15 protein-coding genes are annotated in these 16,690 nt (G+C 60.9%); 4 read left to right on the top strand and 11 right to left on the bottom strand.

What is annotated here, in order from left to right; genetic code table 11:
- From PV768_RS19020 to PV768_RS18995, 6 genes are all read right to left on the bottom strand, one after another.
- Positions 1-311, bottom strand: a 311-nt coding sequence (locus PV768_RS19020; protein ID WP_421093887.1) for a hypothetical protein, incomplete at its 3' end; no start/stop codon positions are given.
- A gap of 1,510 nt (positions 312-1,821) precedes the next feature.
- Positions 1,822-2,274, bottom strand: coding sequence for a DUF6278 family protein (locus tag PV768_RS19015; RefSeq protein ID WP_421093886.1), 453 nt, complete (start codon positions 2,272-2,274; stop codon positions 1,822-1,824).
- 188 nt (positions 2,275-2,462) lie between these two features.
- The gene (locus PV768_RS19010; protein ID WP_421093885.1) at positions 2,463-2,681 is read right to left on the bottom strand and encodes a hypothetical protein; all 219 of its coding nucleotides are present in this window, start codon (positions 2,679-2,681) and stop codon (positions 2,463-2,465) included.
- 727 nt (positions 2,682-3,408) lie between these two features.
- Positions 3,409-3,819 (bottom strand): hypothetical protein, encoded by a 411-nt coding sequence (locus PV768_RS19005; RefSeq protein WP_421093884.1) that lies wholly within the window; start codon positions 3,817-3,819, stop codon positions 3,409-3,411.
- Positions 3,820-3,887: 68 nt separating this feature from the next.
- Positions 3,888-4,661: an SAM-dependent methyltransferase gene (locus tag PV768_RS19000; protein ID WP_421093883.1), complete on the bottom strand. Its 774-nt coding sequence runs from the start codon at positions 4,659-4,661 to the stop codon at positions 3,888-3,890.
- 122 nt (positions 4,662-4,783) lie between these two features.
- The gene (locus PV768_RS18995; RefSeq protein ID WP_299169048.1) at positions 4,784-5,167 is read right to left on the bottom strand and encodes a DUF1304 family protein; all 384 of its coding nucleotides are present in this window, start codon (positions 5,165-5,167) and stop codon (positions 4,784-4,786) included.
- Between the two features lie 568 nt (positions 5,168-5,735).
- On the opposite strand from PV768_RS18995, the gene PV768_RS18990 reads away from it, so the two are divergent.
- The 3 genes from PV768_RS18990 (at position 5,736) to PV768_RS18980 (ending at position 8,483) form a co-directional block, all read left to right on the top strand.
- Complete coding sequence (locus tag PV768_RS18990) at positions 5,736-6,782, top strand: DUF4238 domain-containing protein (RefSeq protein WP_400593391.1); 1,047 nt, start codon at positions 5,736-5,738, stop codon at positions 6,780-6,782.
- A 334-nt stretch (positions 6,783-7,116) separates the two neighbouring features.
- On the top strand, positions 7,117-7,695 hold the full coding sequence (locus tag PV768_RS18985; RefSeq protein WP_421093882.1) for a recombinase family protein: 579 nt from the start codon (positions 7,117-7,119) through the stop codon (positions 7,693-7,695).
- Between the two features lie 206 nt (positions 7,696-7,901).
- Positions 7,902-8,483, top strand: a complete 582-nt coding sequence (locus tag PV768_RS18980) for a recombinase family protein (protein ID WP_421093881.1) — start codon at positions 7,902-7,904, stop codon at positions 8,481-8,483.
- Between the two features lie 886 nt (positions 8,484-9,369).
- Here PV768_RS18980 and PV768_RS18975 read toward each other — a convergent pair.
- Positions 9,370-9,639 (bottom strand): DNA gyrase subunit A, encoded by a 270-nt coding sequence (locus tag PV768_RS18975; protein ID WP_421093880.1) that lies wholly within the window; start codon positions 9,637-9,639, stop codon positions 9,370-9,372.
- Between the two features lie 220 nt (positions 9,640-9,859).
- On the opposite strand from PV768_RS18975, the gene PV768_RS18970 reads away from it, so the two are divergent.
- Positions 9,860-10,594, top strand: coding sequence for a phosphotransferase enzyme family protein (locus PV768_RS18970; protein ID WP_421093879.1), 735 nt, complete (start codon positions 9,860-9,862; stop codon positions 10,592-10,594).
- A 282-nt stretch (positions 10,595-10,876) separates the two neighbouring features.
- Here PV768_RS18970 and PV768_RS18965 read toward each other — a convergent pair whose 3' ends face one another.
- From PV768_RS18965 to PV768_RS18950, 4 genes are all read right to left on the bottom strand, one after another.
- Positions 10,877-11,317: a hypothetical protein gene (locus PV768_RS18965; RefSeq protein ID WP_421093878.1), complete on the bottom strand. Its 441-nt coding sequence runs from the start codon at positions 11,315-11,317 to the stop codon at positions 10,877-10,879.
- 657 nt (positions 11,318-11,974) lie between these two features.
- A complete protein-coding gene (locus PV768_RS18960) occupies positions 11,975-12,334 on the bottom strand; it encodes a hypothetical protein (RefSeq protein ID WP_421093877.1) in 360 nt (119 codons plus the stop codon).
- 39 nt (positions 12,335-12,373) lie between these two features.
- Positions 12,374-14,788 carry a glycoside hydrolase family 2 TIM barrel-domain containing protein gene (locus PV768_RS18955; RefSeq protein ID WP_421093876.1) on the bottom strand — a complete coding sequence of 805 codons (2,415 nt, stop codon included), beginning with the start codon at positions 14,786-14,788 and terminating at the stop codon, positions 12,374-12,376.
- Between the two features lie 110 nt (positions 14,789-14,898).
- Positions 14,899-16,668, bottom strand: a complete 1,770-nt coding sequence (locus PV768_RS18950; RefSeq protein ID WP_421093875.1) for a DUF5605 domain-containing protein — start codon at positions 16,666-16,668, stop codon at positions 14,899-14,901.
- Positions 16,669-16,690 lie beyond the last annotated feature (22 nt).

Here is a 16,690-nt window from a genome sequence, read left to right as displayed (position 1 = left end):
GCGCCCAGGCCAAGGCCCAGGTCGGTGCCGAAGGAACCGTTGTCAGTACCGGTGGTGGTGCTCTCGGACTGGACAGCCGTTGCTGCGTTCAGGTCCGCGCCCAGGCCAAGGCCCAGGTCGGTGCCGAAGGAACCGTTGTCAGTACCGGTGGTGGTGCTCTCGGACTGGACAGCGGTGGAAGCGCTCAGGCCGGCGCCCAGGTTCAGGTTGGTGGTGTTTCCGGTGTCTGCTGATGCTGCTCCGGCTCCCAGGACGAGGAGGCTGCCGGCAAAGGCGGCAGAGCAAAGGCTGGTGCGTAGAAATGACTTCATGTCTGGTTTTCCTCACATTGAATGATGATTCTTTTCCCTCGGTCAACATGACCGGGTATGCCTGCGTGTGCCGCGCCTGTGGTGGCGTGGCAGCGGGCGTCATCAGTCGGGTGAGTACCCTGGATCCTGGTCCGGCGCCCCGGCCAGCGCAAAGCTGAACGGTGAGCCGTCCCCCCGGGATCCGGTGGGGAGAATGAAGCGGTAGGAAAGATCAGCCACGTGTTGCCCGAAACCGGCAGAACCGTTCCCGTTGCTTTGCGAAGCACCTCCGGCCCCTGACGTCAGAGGAACCGGCAGGTTGGCCCGGTTATCCGGCACAGGGAACTGGAACGGGTCAGAAGTTTGCAGTTGCTGAAGGCTATGAGGAGAACGAACTGGTGTGCCGGGAAGCCGCACGGCATTAGGCGTTCCAACCGTCGCCAATTCGGCGGTCTTAGAACTAACACCGTTAACGGCAGTCGATGAATCCGATGCCGCACCAACGGGATCCGAAGCCGGTGCAGTCCCGGCGGAGGGACCGTTGTTACTTCCTGCTGGCTGCGTCAGGACCGGGTTAGTAAGACCATCCTGCGCCGGGCCCGTCAGTCCAGGACCGGACACATCCACAGCAGAAACCACGGGGGCAGTTACAGCGTCAACAACGGGGATAACAGAACCAACGACGCCGCCTACCGGGACCGCTACCGCGTCCAAGACAGGAGTCACGGGAGCTGCCACCGCACTGACAACGGAAGTGACAGGGGCTGCCACCGCGCTAACAACGGGAGCCACAGGGGCTGCCACCGCGTTCACAACGGAGGTGACGGGGGCTGAGACTTCATTCACTAACGAAGTGATGGGGGCTGCCACCGCGTTCACGTTGGGAGATGCGGGAGCCGTGATGGAGGCGACGGTTTGGGTTGCCGGAGCGCTTACCGCTCCTGGAACAGGGGCCGTTGGGCCGGCTGTTTCCTGTGCAGGCTCCGGAACGGCGGCAGCTGCAACCGAGGGAACCACCGTAGAGAGTACAGGCGGTGAAGGGAGGGAAAGAGATGAGCCAAGCCCGGATCCCCGGTCACTGCCAGCCGTGTCGGAATTGGCCGCCCGGGCCTCGCCGGCACCAAGAGCAAGCCAGAAAACCGCTAATAGGCCTCCGAGCAGAAGCAGGCGCAGAGCAGAGAAAGGGATAGCAGCTTCGCGTCCCATTCCCACCTCCGTTCTGCTTGCGCTTCATGCGGCCACCAACAACGCTAACGGCTCCTGCCGAGGCCCTGTCAACCGCAGACGTAGCCAGTGGCAACTAGGCCTACCTCTCATTCGACACGACAGCACAAACGGATGGGTCGACTCTTGAAAACCCATACCAGGACCCATAGCTCGTGCTTCCTCTGTCTCAGAAAACAAAAGCTTTTCAAGACACCGTTACGGACCTGAGGAGGGGTTAGCGGCCGGCTGAGATGTGAATCGCAGCGGTAAGTGGCCGCTTTTTCGCAGCGCTACTTGTCACCCTCGGTGCCCCGAGGCGGCCCTTCTATCCGTCTCTCCTTACGAGATCGAGGACGTGGGCGTAGTTTTCTTCGAGAGTGGGATTCGGGGTAGCCAAGCGTCCCAGGGCAATGTGAACGACGTCGATAGCGACGTTTCTGGTGACACGAACCAGAGGGTATCGCTCCTGAACCACTTCCCAGTGGGCGCCGGGGACAGTATGGGTAAGGAGGTCTCCGTAGAACATCCCGATCGGGCGGACCAGCTCGGCCGGCAAGCCTTCGGCAAATGCCTGGTCAAGAGCGGTGAGGCTGTCTGCCTGGCGGGGCAATGCCTGGCCTCGCTCTTGAAAGTAATCCAGGAGTTCGTCGTATCCGCCGACGTTGGTTGGCAGCGGTCCTGCGCTGCCCGGAATGACTGCCTTGTAGGCGGCGTACCTTCGCGGCATTCCCTGTGGAAGCTTTTGAAGGGGTTCGGCGGAATCCCTGGCAACGCCCATGCGGTTATCCTAGCGCTGCGAATCGTGAGGGCCGAGGACCCATTCCGAAGCCTCTACGGGACAGTTTGTGGAGGGGCAGTCCGTAAGGCGATCCTCCACCGGGCACTCCGATTTTCCACTGGGAGGCGAAGACCGGCAGTTGGGACCCGGCCAGAGACCCTGAGGAGGTGCCTACCGTGTAGCTTCCTTTAACCCGGGGTCCTGTCGGGCGGAAGGTGTCCTGGAAAGCGCTCCGGATGCTTGGGATCCCGGCCCCGCTCGCGCCAGTACTCATCACGCTGCCAGAGCGAGAACCTGATGACGGCGACACCGAGAACAATAACGAAGACGATCTCGACAGCGACCTTTGCAATCACCCAGGGCAGCGGTATGTCCGGGAAGAAGTTCAGGACTCCGAAGATGATCATGAACGGCAACGACCAGTAAGTAATGCGGGTGATTTTCCGTCTGGCCGCCTCCTTAGACGCGGGAGGATCGGCCCTCTCTGGTTTCTCCGCAGATCGTGGCATGAAAGAACTGAACCACCCGTCGGGGCTTCCGGCAAGGTGGCCGCCGGCATGCTTCTACATCGCGTATGAGGAACCTCAACCGGACGCTTAGGACGTCCGTTTGGCCACCGGCTTACGGACCGCGGACCAGGTATCGAGAAAGTCCCACTCGCTACCGAGCTCCCACCGCAGCGCATTCATCTTCCCGTTCAGTTACCCGTCCACGGAGCCAGTAGGAGCATCCTTCTCCTCTGGGTCCGCATATCGGTATTCATCTCGGAGCTTTCGGAGCTCCCTTATGCAAAGAAGCAACAACAAGGCCCCGATAAGTAGAGTCGCCATGGCTAGCACAACATGATCGGCCGTCGGCTGTCGCAGCAGAAGAACAGGTATCACGATCATCGCTGCCACACAGACGAGAATTTGAAGCGACCAGTAGATCCTGGAACGCCTCTCCTGTGGGTGAATCCAAGGTCTCATTTTGCCCGCTTTCCACCGCTAATCCGCCAAGTGACCGTGATGCCGAGAATAGCTGGAGCTTGCGCTTACTGACAGGGAAAACAAAGCGGAGTGTGGATGGCCGGGCAATTCTTGGGGTTTCCTCGACTCAGGTGCCCGGTAATGGATCCCTAACCGGGCGCTCTTGTCATGGCCGCGTCCGGTAGCCCGGCAGGTAGCGTTCGCGAACCTCGAACCAATCGTTGGGTCCGGGCTTCCCGGGGTAGGGCAGCGGAGTCATCGCCAATCGCGACGAGGGAATGACGCCCACCTGCCATTGATCTTCATAAACGATCTCACCTGGATCAGCTGAAGTTTCGCACTCCCAAAAGACGCTCTTGGCATCAAGTATCTCTAGAAGAGGCTGAAGGCGGGCTGTGGCGTAGAGCGTGATTTCGTTCTCACTAAGTCGTCCGGTGCGGCGTAGATGATCCACCGCTACGAATATGCCTACAAAGGCTCCCGTGCGCCCCACATAGTCTGACTGGAACCGTTGGAATTTAGCCATACGGGCATAATTCCAGTTCGGGCCTTCGCCGCCTAGTCCATCGATCTGCACGCCTGTAAGGAAGTCCCTGATGGAACGCCAGCATAGCTGCGTCCATGACGGTGTCCCGCTGTGGACTCTTACCCTCTTAGGCAGAAATACGCCATCCCGAGTACGCCTCGGTAGCCGTCTTCATATGCAGCGCGCTGTTCCTCGTTTTGCTGACGCATCTGCTCTGCGGAAGGATGGTCGGCATCATGTGCTTCCAGCCAGCGGGTAAACCTGGCGCGATACCCGGCCTCGAAGACGTCCCACTCCTGAATAGTTGCCTGGTCGGCTTCTACTACCTCGAAACCAGCGGCGCGGATCTGCTCGCGTAACGCATCTTCTGTTAGGTACTCGTCGTCACGACCAGCTAGAGGGGCGGTGGCAGCCGGATGAGGTGCTGCTGACCAGATCGCCTCGCCGTAGACGAGTCTGCCGCCGGGAAGCACCAGAGCCCGAAGGGCGCGCAGAGCTGCGGCGTAGTCGAGCGGTTGCGCGTCCTCTAACGGCGGCCCCCAGATCTGGCTCGCGCCGATGCAGATGACAGCGTCTGCGGGGCGTTCCTGGGCTTCCAGCCCAGGCACCGAATCAAACGTCACTCTGTCGAGCAGCCCACGAGTCAATGCCTGTTGCCTCGCCCGGTCGATCGACGCGGCAGCACTGTCCACTCCGCGTCCCCGCGCCTGCGGGGCCGACGTCAAAACCCGAAGCAGTAGTTCACCCCATCCGCACCCCATGTCCAAAACCTCAGCCGGCGCCGGGTCGGACAGGAACGCCACAAGGTGTGCAGCGCGTTCCTCGGAGAGCGGGGTAAGCCACGTCAGGGACTCGTAGAGCCGCGGTAGTTCAAGTGAAGTGCTGTCGGTCACTCAATGATGTTCTCATGGTGCACGGAAGCGACTGCCTGTCCGTGAGCCGATCCCCCTACGGGCGCTGCTGTGACGCGTAGCAACCAAAAACGCCGCCACTAGCATTCGCCAACCACCACCCCCTAGTGAAAGAGAACGTAGAAGACGATTGCCAGCGCCGGGAAGAGCGCCTGGCCGATTGCGCTGACCAAAAGGCGCTTCTCTGTGACCCACAGCCAGAAACCAAGGAAGACGTGGCACGAGCAGCAGAAGATAACTATGGCCGACCCGCTGGCGGGATTGCCTGAGAAGTTCACCAGCCACAGGCCCACTGCGATGCCCAAGCCGAAGGTGATGTTGTAGGCGCCAACATTCATCGCCCACATCCGCACTGCGCGCACGTCTTCCGGCCTAATCAAGAAGATCCGGTGGAACCGTTGATCGCCATGGAAGAAGATCTCCAGGATGCCAACGCTTATCAGCGCCAGGCCGGTGGATCCGGCGAGTATCTGGCTCAGCACATTCATGCCGCGCTCCTAGGCCAATCGTGCAATCTCCGCTTCTTGCGTGCAGGTTACGCTTCAGGCGCGAAGACCTTCAAGGAGCGGCTTGCAAACGCAGTCCACTACCCATGCCCGCCCGCCTCCAGCCCGGCCCCAACAGCCCGCCTTAAACACATCCGTCTCCGCTGACCTACGGCTCTTCAACTACAGCGCCGACATCCGCCGAGCCAACGGATCGCTGACCAGCGGCCGCCACACGATCCTTCACCGGACACTAACCTGGTTGCTTTGACCCTACTGTTGCCCACTTGACGCTAAGCTCAGTCTGGTTTGAACGAACGTGAACATCCTTGGGGGAGTTATGGATGCTGGTCCGCTGAACTTCGTTGTCCTCTCGGCGGTGGTTGCCGCCGTCTTTTTCTATGTCCTCTATCTAGTGATTAGAGCGGCGGTTCGTGACGGTATCGTCCGTGCTGATGAGCGAAGGACCGCTGATATTCGGGACTCGGAGCTCCACTAGAACGCAACGTCCGCTGTCGCGCCGGCGGGTCGGTAAGCGCGGCCGCTCGGTAGAGCCTGCGACTATCTAATTATGGGAAATGGGAACACTGCGAAGCTTCACCACTACGTGCCGCAGGGATATCTACGTGGATTTGCGACCGTCAAGGAACGCATCACGGCTGTCCCGCTCGAACGGACTCGCTCGTCATTCACCACATCGGTGAAAAACGTTGCGGCGCGAACGCACTTCCACACGATCCCAGGCGTAGAGGAGCCGGACGGCTTCGAAAAGATCTTGAGTCGCGTTGAAGGGGACGTAATCGGGATCATCAGACGCATGGAAGGCGGCGAGTTCCCTCTGTCTGAGGAGAATCGCAGCACGGTGTCTTTCTACCTGGCGCTGCAAGCGGTGCGCGGGCCTGACACCCGAAAGACAATCGAGCGGCTGCAGGCGAAGATGGTTCGAGTTGAGGTGGGCGCCGGTGGCCGGAGAAACGTAAGGCGGTGGATCAAGGAGAACCTAGGCTTCGACGCGACTGCAGATCAAGAACAGCGCATCTGGGACGAGGCCACTCAGCCCGGCGGACCACCCATCACAATCTCCGTCGCAGCCCACATCTCGCACATGATCGACACAGCAGATCATCTCGCAAAGTATCTTGCGACGCGACCCTGGTCTCTCGTTCGGTTCGAGAAGCGTTCCCTCATCACGTGCGATTCGCCGGTCAGCCTAATCAGGAATCCGAAAGATGACGACTTCTATTCGGGCGTTGGGTTTGCAACTGCCTGGGGCATCACAGTACCTCTCACGCGCAAGCTCGGCCTGCTCATGAGTGATCCGATGGTTATCATTGAGCGCCTCGATCCCTCCGATCCGATGATTCAAGAGATCAGAACACGAGTCATGAGTGGCAGCTTTGACCGCGTCGAGGCCGGAACCACGGCTATGGAGCGCCTCTTCAACGAGCACACGGCTGAGAGTGCTCGGGAGTACATCTACTGCCATCCTGACGACGAAAAGTTTGTGCCCTCCGAGCTCCACGAGCCGACGCTCATCAACATGGATGCCAAGGGTTTCATGGATGATGAATTCGATGGGGAACCATGGTTCGGTCGACAGTCCGAGAAAGCCGACTGACAACACCATCGGGCACGACTGGCTATCGGACGGCGTGGTTCCCGCGAAACATCAGGGCCGTCCAAGCCTGCTACCAACGACTAGGGCAATATCTCCTGTGCGTTGTATGCGACGCACTAAGAGATGCAACCCAGCTCTGACCACCCCCGGGTGATTTCGCTTGTCGTCGCGATGGCGCCCATGACGGTCGCCCGTAAGCCGGTCCTCCACCGGCCGCGGTTCAGTCCCACTTAGCGTGCGTCAAAATTCACGGCGTTCCGGGCTTCCCGGATTCCCGTAAGACCCGCCCGCAAAACTGCCCGGTGATGGGGCCCTAAACGCTACACTCGTCGTCATGCTTATCGGCTACGCCCGTGTCTCCACCAACACTCAAGATCTGACCGCCCAGCGCGACGCTCTCGCGGCCGCCGGCGTGGATCCCGACGCTATCTACGTCGATCATGGATTCACCGGCACCCAACGCGAACGGCCAGGCCTTGGCAAGGCCCTGGCCGCATGCCGTCGTGGTGACACCCTTGTGGTGACCAAGCTTGATCGCCTCGCTCGGTCGCTGCCCGATGCCAGGGACATCGCGGACGAGCTCACCCGCAAAGGGGTCGCCCTCAACCTTGGCGGCAGCGTCTACGACCCTCACGATCCAGTAGGGAAGCTGCTTTTCAATGTCCTAGGCATGGTTGCCGAGTTCGAAGCCGACCTCATTCGCGCCAGAACGCGGGAAGGAATGGCAGTGGCAAAAGCCAAGGGCCGGCTGCGAGGGAAGCAACCAAAGCTCTCGAAAGCCCAAGAGGCTCACCTCGTTAGCCTCCACCAAGGCGGGGTGCACACCACCACCGAGATTGCCGAACTATTCGGCATCGCTCGCTCCACGGTCTACCGCGCCATCCAACGAGGGACACCAACGCCACCCAGGTGACAAATAGCACCGCAAAAAGACCGCCATTTATCGCCGAAAGTCACACCGGGGGTCGGTCGCTCACCGAAGTCACACGATGCCCTGCCGCGGAAAATTGGCTCGACAAAGAAAAGCGGCAGCCCGCGCCCTGGTTCTCACAAATAGTTCTCGAATCTGTACAGTCGAACTAACACCCCGAACCGAGTTTCGAGAAGAGAACACCCGCCATGACCACGCACCGCATCGGCTACGCCCGGGTGTCCACCCGGGACCAGAACCTGGACCTGCAGCGCGACGCCTTACAGAAGGCCGGATGCGACAAGATCTACAAAGACACGATCAGCGGCACTAAGTCCCAACGCCCCGGCCTCGACCAAGCGCTGGACAACCTGCGCAAAGGTGACGCCTTGGTGGTGTGGAAGCTGGACCGCCTGGGCCGGAGCGTAAAAGACCTTCTGGATTTCGCCGGCGGACTGAACGACTGCGGCGTAGGATTCGTTAGCCTCACCGAGGCGATCGACACCACCACAGCGTCCGGACGCTTCTTTTTCAATGTCATGGCCTCCTTGGCCCAGATGGAACGGGAGCTCATGATCGAACGTACCCAGGCCGGCCTGCAGGCCGCTCGCGAACAAGGACGGGTCGGCGGCCGCAAACGCATCATGACGGATGCCAAGATCCGCTCAGCTCGAAAGCTCCTCAACCAGGGCACCCCGCCCCGGGAGGTTGCCGACACCCTAGGGGTCTCCGTGCCCACCCTCTACCGATGGGTCCCGGCAACAGGCGCGACCGAGGCACCAAAGAAGTAGTTCCTGCAGGTTGGTGCGGACGACTTCTGAAAAATGACTGCTGGTGCAGAGGACTATTGAGCAGAATGCACTTCCGTGCAGGGCACTCCTGACATTTCAATGTCCATACTCGCCTGCACTACCCCGGAATTCCGCGGGTTCCTGTGCAGTCGACTTCTGAAAACGACACGCACGTCAGCACCAGGTTGCCCCGAAAGGGGACCGGCTAACGGGACGCGACTTCGAAACCGACCCGCAAGACCTTCTTCAAATAGTTACTGCTGACCAGCCTGTTAATAGGCGCATCTGTGGGAGGGTTTGAACCATGAACCTCGTCCTGGTCATCATTGGTGTCGTAATCGGTGTTGGTGCTGCAACATATGGTGCGAGAAAGCCTCGGGCAAAGGGGGAACCATTTGACACGAGGCGCAAAATCTCCCTGGTTATAACTTTGTTTGGGTTGCTCTTCGTCATTTGGGGTGCGGTCCTGACGATCCGAGGAGCGTAGACGGCAACGACGCATCTGAGCCGCAGTGCTGGCTGGTTCCCCGCCCCCGCACGGATAAACGGAAAAGATCCCGATGAGCAGGATTCAGCTATCGGTTATCCTGATTGCCGTTGTCATCATTCTTGGATTCATCGTGCTCGTTTCTTCGGAGGGCTCGGCAATATCCCGGTGCAATAGGCACGAACGATGGCCAACCGATAGAAGAAAAATCTCGTCACAGGTGTAGGAGAGGTTCAGCGGGTGACCTCTGAAAGAGGCCCGCCGGCAACCCGTCCCGATAGCCCGATCGGCTTACGGGCGCCTGTCTCCGGTGGAGTTCATGACGCCTTTCATGGCCGCGCTGAAAGCTGGGGAGCGATGCCAGGACGATCAACCATAGGCTGATCGCGCGCGGCCAGCTCAGCGCCTGTCGGGCAACATCGCCCTGAGTTCTTCTGCACGAAAAGCGCTGCGCTGGCGCTGGCCTCGAGTGAATCTTCTGGCCTGCAAATCCAGGACTGCCCGGCCTTCCACCGTTCCCACGCCCAACAGCTGACCCACGCGACGGATTGCTTCGTCCACGTCCTCTGAATCCTCAATCACCTGGAAGACCTCGTCGCGCCGATCCATCGCCTGCATCAGAGCCTCGAGGATCATCAATTCTTCCCTGTGCCGCTCATCCTGATCCATACGGCGATTCTTGCACGACCGGCAGTCTGCGAAACAACTCCATCCCGTTCGGGGATCCTTCACCGGGCGGCCGTTGAAGTGGCTCAGCCGGGCCGTTTCACTGATCGTCTCCAATACCCCAGGGTAATGAGGCTGCTTTGGCGCCCTCGGGGGAAAGGGCGCGCTGATTTTTGTTGTTCTGGACCCTGTCCGCGTATTATTCGCGGCTAACCTTATTCGGATGGGACAAAAGCGCGCGATCCGAATCAACCAGGATGTAGTTGAGCGGCCAGCGAAACCATGGACACCGACGGTGCATGCCCTGCTCAAGCATTTGAACGATTCGGGGTTGCCCGTTCCCAAACCGATTAGCGTCCGCGGCGGCCTGGAGTACGTGACACTCATCCCCGGTGAGGCCGGCTTGGGTGCGTGGGGCCAGCAACTCAGCAACGAATCGGTTCGTTCTGCGGGTCGGCTGCTGCGCAGGGTCCACGATGCAACAGCAGGTTGGGAGCCTCCCGCAGATGCGAAGTGGGCGGTGCCCTTCTCGCCCGGCGACGTAATTTGTCATGGCGACCCGCAGCCTGCGAACTTTGCCTGGCGCGACGGTGTTGCCGTCGGCCTGTTCGATTGGGACGTCGCCCGCCCCGGCCACCGACTGAGCGATGTCGCATATGCTCTCGAATGGTTCGCACCCTTCGAGGACGACCCAACAGAGCTCCGAACCCGCGGATTCGATGAAACCTTGGACCGTGGAGCCAGGATCACGGCGTTTCTTGGTGGATACGGTTGGGACGGACCGCTTGATCTGGTTTCGGCGGTTACCGCCCGACAAAGGACAGCCATAGACGAGGTTGTCTATCTCGGCGGGCTGGGACACCAGCCCCAAGCCGAGTGGGTCGCGGCTGGCTGGCCAGATCGGTGGACTGCAAAGCTAGCCACCACTCGACGCGTGGGTAAGGAAATCGGCGTCTAGAGCAAGTGGAGACCGTCGACGCGAACTCAGCCGGGCGTTCCCGCCGTAGCCTTGTCGAAATCCCCGCGCATGACCAGAACTGGGCATAGATCGGGGGTGTCTCGGAACCCTTCTGCCTCAAAACCCCAGGACTTCGAAGTGCAGAGGCTTCGAGAACACTCCGAGTCGGATATGGAGACAGGCTCCATTGTCCGTAAGGGGCCTTCATCGGACGTATGGAACTCTGCCAGTTCTCACGGCGTTTCGAACCCGAGCGCCGCTTGGGAGCAATTCGGATTCTGATCAGCGAGAGCCAACGACGGCGTATTCGCCGTTCAGTTCGTTCGCCAAGCGTTCGATGTTCCGCGTCGAGGGTTGGCCCGTTGCCATTTGGCTGAAATCTACAACCATCCAATTGATGCCCTGCACGAGATGAATCTTGCCCTGATGTGAGTCAGACAAGAGCTGGTAGCTTTCCTGAAGGGCATTCTGGTCCGGGTAGAGGTCCAACTGAACAGTCTCGAAGCACAGTTTCTGTGCTGACGTCAGCGGGACGCCATCACCCATAAGAACAACTGGCTCACCAGCAGGATCAGATTCACAGCCCAAGATGCCATCTACAGCAGTGTAGGCCTCATCAATGGAGCTGAAGGTGTTTACATTCCCGCGCGATGGCTGGTCCAGGGGCGCGCAGCCCGTAAGCGGGATTACCGACAAAAGAGCCGCAAATGCAATGTCTTGCAAACGTACACGCATCATCCTTTTACCCCCCGGTTACGACGGAACTATTCCACATGGGCGCGAGCAGGGCGAGGTCTTGAACAGCCCGGTAGAGGATCCTCGATTGGGACGGGCTTGCGCAATGGAATGCCGTCCACTGCGTACGCTCATTGAATGGGAGAGTTCATTCGATACCAAAGTGCAGTCCCAAACCGGAGGGGACGTTTCCCGGGCGTTTTCGCGATGGCCAACGGCCTCCGAAATGAAGGGCTTCTCAGCGAAACAGACCGGCAATGGCTTGAGGTTTCCAACGCCATTGCGACCGAGAGCTACACGGATCCCACGACACTGGCGGCGGATTGCTACGACTCGGAGCTGAACCCCGGCGCCCGCTCCTGGTTCAAAGCCGAGGCCTCGCAACTTTTGGAAATGACAACTGAATACCTGCATCTCCTTGACCGGTACGGTGTCCCCTGGATGGCACTTCGCACCCGTAGTCCCGGCCGCCTTGTGTACGAGGACGCAGTGCAAGTAGTTGCAGTTCCTCACACTTATCCAGAGCATTGGCCCTTCCAACCCGCCCGATAAAGGATCCCCCTACGGGACAGCAACCCCACGTGTGTCTCGTAACCTCCCGCCTCATATCCCTAGGGTTTTGAGTCACGGCGGTTGAGCAATAGGTCAATCGAAGCTTTTGAGGTAGCTGTCCACATCGGCCCAAATCTCAGCGTCGGTCCTAGCCGGGTCGTAGGTGCTGCCGAGCTCGTCCCACAGATACCAAAGGTGCCAGGCTTCCTCGGCGTCCCTGTCTTCATATTCGACTTCTCGAAGGTATTTAACGGCGTCTCGGAGGACTTGCCCCTTGGTTCGCTCGCCAGCTTTCCAGGTGGCTAGTTCGTATGCCCAGATCAGTGGCCATCGATCTTCAAGTGGTATGGGCTGGAGTTCGAGGTCTTTTAGGGTTGCTGTCCATAAGTCGCGGATGTCGTTGGGATCCTCGTTGTCGGCGCCGGCAAGCATGCGAAGGTTCTCCGAATCCATGCCATCTGCTAGCCACTATGCCGCAATGTCAGACAACTGCTACAAGGCGGTAATCACCGCAACAGCCGGGTCGAAGCCGGTCGCGGACGCCGTCAAGCGAATCTCGCCCGGACCGGTCCGGCGCACAATGGCCAGCAACCGGCCGTCGTACGTCGTGCATGAATGGCCCGCGAAAGACTCCTCAGTGCGCACCCGTCCCGAGCCAATCCCAGCGAGTTCACCCCCAGAGACTTCGACGGTCACGAGCCGGTCCGAGTCGCAGAGTACTGTTCCCCCGGCATCCTGAATCGTGATCACGACGTATCCGAGCACCCCGTTGCTGGCAATCTCTCCGCACTCGGCACGAGCTACAAGTGCCGGCCGGCCGGCGGTGTGCAGGCTGGTTCTGGAGACCTCTGCGCCGTCTGTGTAAGTGACGGCGGTGAGCGCCCCGGGATGGTATTCCGTCTCGAACCGCGCAATCAACGGCAGTTGGGTTCCGATGGCACATCGGGCGAGTACGGTCCCGTCGAGGCACAGTTCGACTTCGTCAGCGTCGGCGTATACGTCAACGATCACCGGAGACCCCGCTGGTACGCCCCATGTCCAACTGGAGACAACATCGTCCCAGGACCACGGCGTTTTTATTGTGGGTCTGCCGTGATGCTGCGGACGATGCACCGCGATCGCCGGATCCGTCCGCAGTCCATAGGCAATTTCGCGATAGTACGACGCCGGAAGACGGTGGCCGGTGATGTCGATGTCACCACATGCGCCCAGCAGGTACGGATAGGGGCCGGCCGTCCCGGTTGGCTCGTAGTCCTCACCGTCGGTGTAGTCCACCCGGCCAATGCCTGCCTCACCAATGTAATCCCAGCCCGTCCAGGTGAAGTCGCCGATCACGTGTGGGAACCGACGCACGTCGGCCCACAGCGACGCGATCCGGTCGGGGAACGTTTCGGATCCGACGATCACGCGATTGGGGAAAAGCTCCGCGTCAAGGGCATAGCGGGAGTCGGCATAGTTGAAACCGACGACGTCGAGCACCGCGGCGGACTCTTCGGTCGAGTCGGTCACCAACGACGAGGCGTTCGCAAGTGCCATTTTCTCGCCCATGTTCGCCATCATTGTGTTGGGATCGGAGGCTTCAGCATCAGCCATCGCCTCGCCTATCCGGTCCAGATTCGCGATGATCCCGTTGATGCCGTTGGTGATGAACCGAGTGGGATCAAGCGCACGGAACTCCTCGGCAAGACGCCGGCTCCAGGTGGCCCCGTGCGGCGTAGCCAGTTCAAGAATCTCGTTTCCGATTGAGTACAGCACCACACTGGGGTGGTTGATGTCCTTTGCCACGAGAGCCGCAATGTCGCGCTGCCAGCGCTCATCGAAGCCGATGGACGCATCGAAGGACGTCTTCGACTTGGTCCAGACGTCGGTCAGTTCATCCATCACGATCACACCGTGCAGGTCGCATGCATCAAGCAACGCACGGCTGGCCGGGTTGTGGGCGCTGCGGATCGCGTTGAACCCGGCGGCTTTGAGCAGCCGCACGCGGCGTTCCTCCGCATCCGCGACCGAAACCGCGCCCAGCGGGCCATTGTCATGGTGGATGCAGGCACCGCGCAGGTCCAGGGTGACGCCATTGATTCGCAAACCGTGTTTCGTGTCCAGTTGCAGACGGCGGATTCCGAAGCGGGTCTCGTCCGCATCGGATTCAGCGCCGCCGTCGAGTTCGGTCAGCACGGATTGGACGCGGTAGAGGTGCGGGGCATCCGGACCCCACAGACGGGGGTTCCACAGAGGCAGGCGCACCCGCGCGACGGAACTGCCGCCGGGAAGCACCGTCACCGGCGACGTGCCGGAAGCCGACTCGGCACCATCCTCGTCGACCACGACCCAGTTCAGCCGCCGGGTGGCCGTATGACGGGTCTTGTTCTCGATGCGCGTGGCGATCTCCACGATCGCCCGCTCATCATCGATGTCGGTACTGGTGACAACCGTGCCGTCGAGCGCTATGTGCACGGGGTCAGCCACAATGAGGTGGACCGGACGGTAGATGCCGCCGCCGGTGTACCAACGGCTGTCCTTGTGGACGCGGGCTTCGACAGTGATGGTGTTCGGCTCACCGAAGCGGAGAAAAGGATCAGCGTCCACGACGAATGCGGCGTAACCGTTCGCCTCATGGACCGCGAAATCACCATTGATGTAGACGGAGGCGTCGCGGTAGACGCCCTCAAACTCGACGCGCACTGACTTGTCCCGCCATTGGAGCGGGACATCGAAGGTCTTCGAGTACTCGAAGACTCCTCCCGGGATGTAGCCGCTGTGCACGCCCTCGTCCGCAGACCTGGGCAGGTCCCGCAGTGCATCATGCGGGACGGCCACCGGTACAGCTGCCGTCGCGGCATCCCGCGACTCGAAGGCACCGAGCTTGGGACCGGCCGTCCAGCCGTCAACAAAAGAAATGCGGTTCAATGAAATGCCTCCCGGCATAGGGTAGGTGGGTCAGGATTCGAGTCGAAGAATACCGGCGGCTCCGCACTCGGGTTGAGGCACGTTCACATGGCCACACAGCCGATGCAGGGCTACACTGCCCGGAACCTGACTGCCATGAACTGCCTGCCCGGGAGCTCCACGCGGAACCGTCCCGCCACCGTGTCCGGAAGGGTTTCAATGGTCATATTCCAGGTGTCGATGACGTCCACTTCGTACTTCCGTCCGGCGGGCATCACGAAGTTCCGGTAGGTGGGCTGGTTGAACCCGAAGTAGCTGATCTCGTATTCGTACCGGATCCCGGCGGTGGGCACGTCCCAGGCGCCGGGCAGCGGCTCTAGGAATCCGCCCGGGGTTTCCTCCATGATGCGGCGGAGGAAGGCGATGCGCTCCGGGCTGCTGCCGTGGAACTCCCCGCCCTTGGCCCACCACAGGATGTCCTCGGCGTGCATGTAGGTCTCGCCGTGGCCGACGTAGCCGCCGCGGAGGGAGCCTTCCCAGAACCGGCGGGTCATTTCCTCGCCGGTGATGTTGCCCCAGCCCTGATCGATGTTGCCCTCGTAGGCGCACTCGTCGATGACCACCGGCTTCTGCCAGCGGTCCCGCCACTCCCCCGTGAACTCCGCGGTCTTGTGCACGTCCTGCCGCTGGATGCTGCTGTGGGTGATCCACGGCCGGCTGTAGTCGTAGAAGTCCTGGCAGTTGTGGATGGACAGCAGGTGCCCGGACGGATCGTTGGCCTGGACAATGCCGGCGAAGCGTTCCCAGTCCCCGGTGGTCTTGCGGAACAGCAGGTCGTATTCGTTGGCCAGCGACCACCAGACGTTCCGGTGCGAAGCGAGCCGGGCCACCACGTACTTCAGGTAGCGGTCGTCCTGGCCGGGAGTCATGGTGGAAAATCCCCAGCGGTCGTAGGCATGGAACAGGATGAGATCGGCCTCGATGCCGAGCTCGTCCAGTTGGGTGATGCGTTGTTCGAGGTGGCGGTAGAACGCCGGGTTGGGCCGCTCATAGTCGAAGCCACCTGCCAGGGAGCCCTCGAACGCGTACAGGTCCGGTTCGTTCTCGTTGAACAGGTAGGACTTGGGGAAGACGCACATGCGCATCTTGTTGAACGGTCCTGTGGCGAGCGTCTCCAGGGTCTGCTTTTCGAGGGCATCGCCCTGATGGGTCCACGCGTAGGCAGTGGTGCCGATCGGCAGGTAGGGGGTGCCGTCGTCGTACGCGAAGTGGAAGGTGCCGGCCACGCGCACCACGCCCTTGGCACCTGCTGCGGCTTCCGCGGCACGGAACGAACCACTGACGCCATCCAGCGAGCGTGCGTTGCTGGAGGTGACGAAGGTCCACTCCCCCGCTTCGGGGATCAGGAGCCTGACCTTGTAGCTGCCGTCCCCGTCGTAGAAGCCGGGGACGCTGAGTTCCTGGCCGGAGGGGGCGGTGAACACTGCGCGGAGCTCGACGTCGGTGAACGGGTTGCCGTGCGAGGGGCCGGCGAAGGCGGCTTCGAAGCGTTGCTGCGCCGCCGCCGTCGTGGGCAGGAAAACAGCCGCGCTGCCCCGCAGCACGGTTTCCGGCTCATAGCCCGCGCCCGGAGCCGGAACGTCGACGGCGGCTGCCGCAGCGCGTTCCGCTGCAGAGTCCTCCGGCTGCAGTTCACCGATGAGCCGGAGAATCTCGGCCATCTCGGCGGGCCGGCCCTTCAGTGCCTCCTCGGTTCCCAGGATCATGCCCACCTCGTGGAAGTACAGCGTGTGGAGCAGGGGATTGTTCGTCAGTGTGGGGACGTGTTCAGTGAGGATGCGGTTGCCCTCGGCATGCCGCATCACAAAGTACAGCGGGCTTTCTGCGGTGAAAGTAGTCATCGAGACCTTCTGGATTAAGGGG

Source organism: Pseudarthrobacter sp. CC4 (assembly GCF_048957775.1).
Classification (GTDB): Bacteria; Actinomycetota; Actinomycetes; order Actinomycetales; family Micrococcaceae; genus Arthrobacter.
Note: the sequence above shows the minus strand (reverse complement) of the source record. Positions and strands in the feature narration are given on the sequence as shown.

Coding starts and splice junctions, on each gene's coding strand:
- PV768_RS18995 (WP_299169048.1), bottom strand. CDS start 5,167: ATGAATGTGCTGAGCCAGATACTCGCCGGATCCACCGGCCTGGCGCTG.
- PV768_RS18990 (WP_400593391.1), top strand. CDS start 5,736: ATGGGAAATGGGAACACTGCGAAGCTTCACCACTACGTGCCGCAGGGA.
- PV768_RS18975 (WP_421093880.1), bottom strand. CDS start 9,639: ATGGATCAGGATGAGCGGCACAGGGAAGAATTGATGATCCTCGAGGCT.
- PV768_RS18960 (WP_421093877.1), bottom strand. CDS start 12,334: ATGGATTCGGAGAACCTTCGCATGCTTGCCGGCGCCGACAACGAGGAT.
- PV768_RS18980 (WP_421093881.1), top strand. CDS start 7,902: ATGACCACGCACCGCATCGGCTACGCCCGGGTGTCCACCCGGGACCAG.
- PV768_RS18985 (WP_421093882.1), top strand. CDS start 7,117: ATGCTTATCGGCTACGCCCGTGTCTCCACCAACACTCAAGATCTGACC.
- PV768_RS18970 (WP_421093879.1), top strand. CDS start 9,860: ATGGGACAAAAGCGCGCGATCCGAATCAACCAGGATGTAGTTGAGCGG.
- PV768_RS19010 (WP_421093885.1), bottom strand. CDS start 2,681: ATGATCATCTTCGGAGTCCTGAACTTCTTCCCGGACATACCGCTGCCC.
- PV768_RS19015 (WP_421093886.1), bottom strand. CDS start 2,274: ATGGGCGTTGCCAGGGATTCCGCCGAACCCCTTCAAAAGCTTCCACAG.
- PV768_RS18950 (WP_421093875.1), bottom strand. CDS start 16,668: ATGACTACTTTCACCGCAGAAAGCCCGCTGTACTTTGTGATGCGGCAT.